6 protein-coding genes are annotated in these 6380 nt (G+C 58.4%); 5 read left to right on the plus strand and 1 reads right to left on the minus strand.

Going from position 1 to position 6380, the window contains the following annotated elements; translation table 11 throughout:
• From Q0510_RS18265 to Q0510_RS18285, 5 genes are all read left to right on the plus strand, one after another.
• Nucleotides 1-1202: HEAT repeat domain-containing protein (locus Q0510_RS18265; protein WP_333862306.1), on the plus strand; the 1202-nt coding region annotated here is incomplete at its 5' end.
• A gap of 160 nt (nucleotides 1203-1362) precedes the next feature.
• Nucleotides 1363-2685, plus strand: coding sequence for a gluconate:H+ symporter (locus tag Q0510_RS18270; protein WP_298715075.1), 1323 nt, complete (start codon nucleotides 1363-1365; stop codon nucleotides 2683-2685).
• Nucleotides 2686-2805: 120 nt separating this feature from the next.
• A complete protein-coding gene (locus Q0510_RS18275) occupies nucleotides 2806-3270 on the plus strand; it encodes a RidA family protein (RefSeq protein WP_298715077.1) in 465 nt (154 codons plus the stop codon).
• A 7-nt stretch (nucleotides 3271-3277) separates the two neighbouring features.
• The gene (locus Q0510_RS18280; RefSeq protein ID WP_298715079.1) at nucleotides 3278-4351 is read left to right on the plus strand and encodes a D-TA family PLP-dependent enzyme; all 1074 of its coding nucleotides are present in this window, start codon (nucleotides 3278-3280) and stop codon (nucleotides 4349-4351) included.
• Between the two features lie 24 nt (nucleotides 4352-4375).
• A complete protein-coding gene (locus Q0510_RS18285; RefSeq protein WP_298715081.1) occupies nucleotides 4376-5452 on the plus strand; it encodes a membrane dipeptidase in 1077 nt (358 codons plus the stop codon).
• 300 nt (nucleotides 5453-5752) lie between these two features.
• Here Q0510_RS18285 and Q0510_RS18290 read toward each other — a convergent pair whose 3' ends face one another.
• The gene (locus Q0510_RS18290) at nucleotides 5753-6220 is read right to left on the minus strand and encodes a CHRD domain-containing protein (protein WP_298715083.1); all 468 of its coding nucleotides are present in this window, start codon (nucleotides 6218-6220) and stop codon (nucleotides 5753-5755) included.
• Nucleotides 6221-6380 lie beyond the last annotated feature (160 nt).

Raw genomic sequence — 6380 nt, forward strand, 5'->3', positions numbered from 1 at the left:
AAGCCTTCTTTAAATCCATGAACCTGTACCTGAAAACCAACGCCTTCAAAGCCACGGAGTCCCACCACTTCCGCCTGGCCGCCGAAGAAGTGACCGGCCAGGACCTGAACTGGTTCTTCAACCAATGGTATTTCGGTAAAGGATACCCCACCCTCGATATCTCCTACGACTACAGCAAGCCCGGATTCGCAGGCGTGACTATCGAGCAAAAAGGTGAGAAGATCTTCGACCTCCCCATCGCGATCGATGTGTACGAAGGCGGTAAAAAGACCCGCCATAAAGTGCGCATCACGGAAAAAACAAGCAATTTCAGCTTCCCCGTGAACGGCAAGCCGGATTTCGTGAATGTGGACGGCGACAAGATACTCATCCTCGAAAAAACCGACCGCCGCAACCTGGCTACGTACGTTTTCCAGTATAAAAATGCCCCTACCTACCGCGACCGCCGCGAGGCGATCGAGGAATGCCTGAAACAGCAGACCGGCAACGCGGATGCCCGCGCTACGGTGATTGCCGCTTTGAAAGACAAGTTCTCAGGCCTCCGCGCCATCGCCATTGCGGGCCTCAAAATGGATAACAACGACGTGAAAGCCGCCGCCCTGCCCGTATTGCTCGACCTCGCGAAGAACGATCCCGCGGCACCGGTGCGCGCCGCTTCGCTCAAGCAGATCAGCAAACTGAAAGATCCCCAGCATACCGCCCTGTTCGAAGCCGCGCTGAAAGACCGCTCCTACCTCGTGGAAGGCGCCGGCCTGGTGGGCCTCGCCGACCTGGACCTGAAGAAAGCATACCCGCTGGCCAAATCCATGGAAAAAGACGCCCGCGGCGCACTCGGCACTGCTATCGCCAATGTGTACGCACAGAACGGCAGCGAGGCGGATGTACCTTATTTCGCCACCAACCTGGCCAACAGCACCGGTCAGGATAAAATCGGCGCCGCGATCCTCTACCTGGGCATCCTCGGGCAGATCGACAATACCGCCCTGGTTACCAAAGGCGTGGACGATGTTACCGACGCGATCACGCAGTTCAACAACAACTGGGTGAACAACTACATCATGAACCTGATGCAGCCCATCGCGAAGAAAAAGCAGGAAAAAGCCGCCGCCTCTTCCGGCGAGCTCCGCAACGAGCTGAGCAAACAAGCCAGTCACATCCTGCAAACCGTTCAGAAGATCAAGGAACAGACGAAGGAAGATTAATATGATGGCGCCGGCTCCGGTTATTGGCCCGGCCGCCGTTGTGTCACTCACTTCTGCTTTTGACAGGCTATTCAGCAGCTCTCCATCCCGGGGAGCTGCTTTTTTTATGGCATTTAACACCCGGCTTTGTTATCTTCAACGCACAAAATTCCACAGCCCGATGCTATCACCCTTGTTACTGGTCTTACTGTCCATACTCCTGCTGATTGCCCTGATCATGTGGGCAAAACTCGACACTTTCATCTCTTTCATCATCGTCAGCATCCTGCTGGCCCTGGCCTGCGGGCTCGACGGTCCCGCCATTGGCAAATCGATAACCGGAGGCATCGGCGCCACCCTGGGCTCGCTCGTCACCATCCTGGGCTTCGGCGCCATGCTGGGCAAGCTGGTGGCCGACAGCGGCGCCGCGCAAAGGATTACCTCTTCCATGATCCGGATATTCGGCATCCCCCGGATTCAATGGGGCATGGCGCTGGCCGGTTTGCTGGTAGGCATTCCCATGTTTTATACCGCGGGCTTCGTGATCGTGGTGCCCCTGATTTTCGCGACGGGCCTTTCCACCAGGTTGCCCCTGCTCTATCTCGGCATCCCCATGATCTCGGCCTTGTCCACCGCTCACGGCTTTTTGCCTCCCCACCCCTCGCCCACGGCCATCAGCCAGCAGCTCGGGGCCGACCTGGGCAAGACGCTCGTGTACGGTCTCATCATCGCCATCCCCACCATCGCCATCGCCGGCCCCCTGTTCGGCAGCACCCTGCGGAAAATGGAGGTGACGCCGGAGCAGGGACTGGTGCAGATCCAACAACGGTCGGACAATGAGCTGCCTGGTCTCGGGATCAGCCTTTTCACCGCATTGCTTCCCCTCATCCTCCTGACCATCACTACCGCCCTCGATCCCTTCATGGCGCCCGGCAGCCCGCTCCGCCCGGCGATTTCCGTAATCGGAGATCCGAATATCGCCATGCTGCTGTCGCTCCTGGTGGCAATCTATTTCCTCGGGCTTCGCCGCGGAACGGGTATGAAATCGCTCATGAAATCCCTCGAAACCGCGTTCAAAGACGTGGCGCCGATCATGCTGATCATCGCCGGCAGCGGTGTTTTCATGCAGGTGATCAAAGACGGAGGGATCAATACCTATATCGGCCAGTCTATGCAAGGGCTCGCCTTATCCCCGCTGGTACTGGGCTGGCTGATCGCCGCGGCGATCCGCGTTTGCGTAGGGTCCGCCACCGTAGCGGGATTGACGACGGTCGGCATCCTGCTCCCCATCATCCAGCAGCAACAGGTGCACCCGGAACTGATGGTGCTTTCCATCGGGGCGGGCAGCCTCATGTTCAGCCATGTGAACGATGGCGGGTTCTGGTTGTTTAAAGAATACTTCAATCTCAGCCTGAAACAGACCTTCGCCACCTGGTCCGTTATGGAAACCATCGTGTCGGTCTGCGGATTGCTCGGCGTGCTCGCCTTGCAGGCGTTTTTATAGCCGGCAATCTGCCGATATTGCAAATAAAATTCCCATAAAATCCAGCATTTATTGCAAAAACTGCAAATTATTTACTTGGAATTGCAAAAAATATTAGGTTAACTTTAAACAAATTTCCTGATGAACGCAGCCGAAAATTTTGCCGTACTGGGCCTGGTCCTGCCACCGCCGCCCGCGCCCAAAGGGGTTTACAAACCCCTGCTGATCGTCGATAAATTCGTCTACGTTTCCGGCCACGGGCCCGTATTGCCAGACGGATCGCTCCTCCACGGCAAAGCCGGGATGGACGTCAACGCCGACGGCGCAAAGCTCGCCGCCCAGCAAGTAGGGCTCACCATCCTCTCCACCCTCGTTTCCCAGCTCGGTTCGCTCAACCGGATCAAAAGGGTCATTAAAATCCTTGGAATGGTGAACGCCACGCCGGAATTCGGCACTCATCCGCACGTCATCAACGGCTGCAGCGAATTGTTCGTCAAAGTCTGGGGGCCAGACAACGGCGTCGGCGTCAGGAGCGCCGTAGGCATGGGTTCCCTTCCCGACAACATCACCGTAGAAATCGAAGCTATTTTTGAATTATCAGATTAAATCATACATGCAACCTGTTATTTCCACGGCGGCGCTCCCTTCCCCGGCGCTGCTCGTCTTTCCCGAACGCATTTCCGAAAATATCCGCCTGATGATCCGCATGGCTGGGGGGCCCGGACGGCTTATGCCCCATGTCAAGACCCATAAAATGGCGCCGGTGGTACGGATGCAACTCGACCAGGGCATCCGCCGCTTCAAGTGCGCCACGCTGGCCGAAGCCCGCATGCTCGCCGAAACGGGCGCGCCCGACATCCTGCTGGCCTACCAGCTCAACGCCCCCATGGCCCAGGCTTTCGTGGAACTTCAGCAGCAGTATCCCGCGTCGCGCTTTGCTTCGCTGGCCGACAATACCGCCTCCGCCCGGCTTATGAACGATTTGCATGCGCCCCTCGGCACCAAAGCACGCCTGTACATCGATATCGACGACGGCATGCGCCGCACCGGCATCACTTCCGATAAAGCGGCACCACTCTGGCGGGAACTGCAGGCGCTCCCCAACGTGGAAGCCGCCGGGTTGCACGTGTACGACGGCCATATCCGCGCTGTTGACATCGAAGAGCGCACCCGTCAGTGCGACGAGGCCTTCGCCGCGGTAGAGCAACTTGCCGCGGACATCCATCCCCCGGAAATCATTGCCGGCGGAACGCCCACCTTTCCCATCCACGCCCGCCGTGCGGAGATCACCCTCAGCCCCGGCACCTGCCTGCTGTGGGACGAAGGTTACGGCACCGGGCTGCCCGACCAGCCCTTTGTAGTGGCCGCGCAGCTCCTCACCCGCGTGATTTCTAAACCGCAGGAAGGCCACGTTACGCTCGACCTGGGGCATAAAGCCGTATCGGCCGAAAACCCCATCACCCGCCGCGTTTTCTTCCCCGCGCTTAAGCATTACGAAGTGATTTCCCAGAGCGAAGAACACCTCGTCGTGAAAACACCGGAAGCGGATACGCTGCAGGTGGGCGATGTACTGTACGGCACGCCCTGGCACGTATGCCCCACCGTGGCGCTGTACAACGAGGCGCTCGTTATCGAAAACGGCAGCAACACCGGCACCTGGGCCATCGCCCGCGGAAGGTTACTCTGACAATACTTCAATCTGAATATATCTATGCAATCAGTGATTTTTGACGCGCACCTGGACCTGAGCATGAACGCCCTGGAGTGGAACCGTGACCTTACCACTTCCGTTCAGGCCATCCGCGACCGTGAGAAGGGCCTCACCGATAAACCCGACCGCGAACGCGGCACCGTTTCCCTCCCGGAAATGCGCAAAGGCCGTGTGGGCTTGTGCGTGGCCACGCAGATCGCGCGGTACGTGGGGCTCGACAATCCCCTGCCCGGCTGGCATTCGCAGGAACAGGCATGGGCGCAGACGCAGGGGCAACTGGCATGGTACCAGGCCATGGTCTCACGTGGTGAAATGACGCAAATCACGAATGCCGACGAGCTTTCCGCCCACCTCAAACTCTGGGAAACCGCGGAAGACACCAGCTCCCTCCCCGTCGGCTTCATCCTAAGCCTCGAAGGCGCCGACTCCTTCTATGAACTGGCCTGCGTGGAAAAAGCCTGGGCTTACGGCCTCCGCGCGATCGGACCGGCACATTACGGCCCCGGTGTATACGCCTACGGTACCGATTCCACCGGCGGGCTCGGCACCAAAGGCCGGGCGTTGCTCAAGGAAATGGACCGCCTCGGCTTTATCCTCGACGCCACCCACCTCTGCGACGAAAGCTTTTCCGAAGCGATGGACCTCTACACCGGTCCCGTTTGGGCGAGCCATCATAACAGCCGCGCCCTGGTGCCGCACAACCGCCAGTTCAGCGACGAGCAGTTTTCGCTCCTGATCCGGCGCGGCGCGGTGATCGGTACGGCTTTCGACGCCTGGATGCTCATCCCCGGATGGCAGCGCGGCAAGAGTACGCCTGAAAATACCGGCGTTTCGCTGGAACATGTGGCCAATCACATCGATCACATCTGCCAGCTTGCGGGCAATTCGCAGCATGCCGCCATCGGCTCCGACCTCGACGGCGCTTTTGGCTCCGAGCAGTCGCCCGGAGACCTCGGCACGATCGCAGGCCTCCAGAAAATACCCGATATCCTCCGCCAGCGCGGTTATAAGAGCAACGACATCGATAATATCATGTACAAAAACTGGATCCGCTTTTTGCTGGATGCATGGAAATAACATAGCGGCAAAAGAAAAAGGGCTGAATTTATTCAGCCCTCGTTTTTGGGGTTTGTTCCTGTTTTTCGAGTTACCGGTGTGTCTTTTAACGGCCTCATGCCGTTGTATCGTTGCCGTTTTCCAGTCATTTTTCCGCTTCCCGGCCGCCGTTGTGTCACTCACTTGTACGGCAGGAAGGCTTTCAGCCCCGCACCTGGCCCGCAAGCTTTACTAGTGCTGCGGCAGTATCTGCCCGCGGATTTCGCCGCCGGGGTGGTTGGCGGTGTGGATGAAGGGCATTACAGCATCAGCATACATTTCTCAGTAAGTCAGTTCGATTTGCCCGCGGATTTCGCCGCCGGGGTGGTTGGCGGTATGGATGTTGACGTACCATTTCCCGGCCAGGAGGTCTTCCTCCAGCTGGTTGGTACCGTTCAGCGTGAAGCTTGTGGAAAAGTTACCGCTCGGCGTGAGCGAAAGGATGGGCGTAAAATTATACAGGACGCCGGCATTGGCGCCTTTGGCTGCCGGTCCGTGGATATGCGCGAGGGTGGCGTTGCCGCTCAGGCCCTGCCAGCGCACGGTAATCGTCAATTGTTTGGATTCCCGGTTGTAGGAGGCATCGAAGTTCCCGGTGGCGGTGGTGGTTACCGCGGGAAATTCCTGTCCGCCGCTCATGGGAGCATTGCTGGCGGTATACAGTTTATCGTCTTTATCCTTTTTGCAGGAGACCGCCGGGAGGCAGCACACTATTAACAGGCCTAACGCCCAGGCACGCAAGTTTTTCATATCGGCTTTTAGGGAGAATACGGCGCCTGGCCGCAAAGGGTTGCCTGCTCCTCCGCCGCACCGGTATTTCTCCTTACACGCGGGTCACTTTGTTTTCCAGCGTGCCCCAGCGCCAGGGGGTATTGTGCAGCGGCAGCCCGCCCAGCCAGGCATTCGAGAA

This window comes from uncultured Chitinophaga sp. (assembly GCF_937874145.1).
GTDB lineage: Bacteria > Bacteroidota > Bacteroidia > Chitinophagales > Chitinophagaceae > Chitinophaga.

Excerpts from the sequence above, each read along its gene's own strand:
- Q0510_RS18290 (WP_298715083.1), bottom strand. The coding sequence starts at position 6,220 with ATGAAAAACTTGCGTGCCTGGGCGTTAGGCCTGTTAATAGTGTGCTGC.
- Q0510_RS18280 (WP_298715079.1), top strand. The coding sequence starts at position 3,278 with ATGCAACCTGTTATTTCCACGGCGGCGCTCCCTTCCCCGGCGCTGCTC.
- Q0510_RS18270 (WP_298715075.1), top strand. The coding sequence starts at position 1,363 with ATGCTATCACCCTTGTTACTGGTCTTACTGTCCATACTCCTGCTGATT.
- Q0510_RS18285 (WP_298715081.1), top strand. The coding sequence starts at position 4,376 with ATGCAATCAGTGATTTTTGACGCGCACCTGGACCTGAGCATGAACGCC.
- Q0510_RS18275 (WP_298715077.1), top strand. The coding sequence starts at position 2,806 with ATGAACGCAGCCGAAAATTTTGCCGTACTGGGCCTGGTCCTGCCACCG.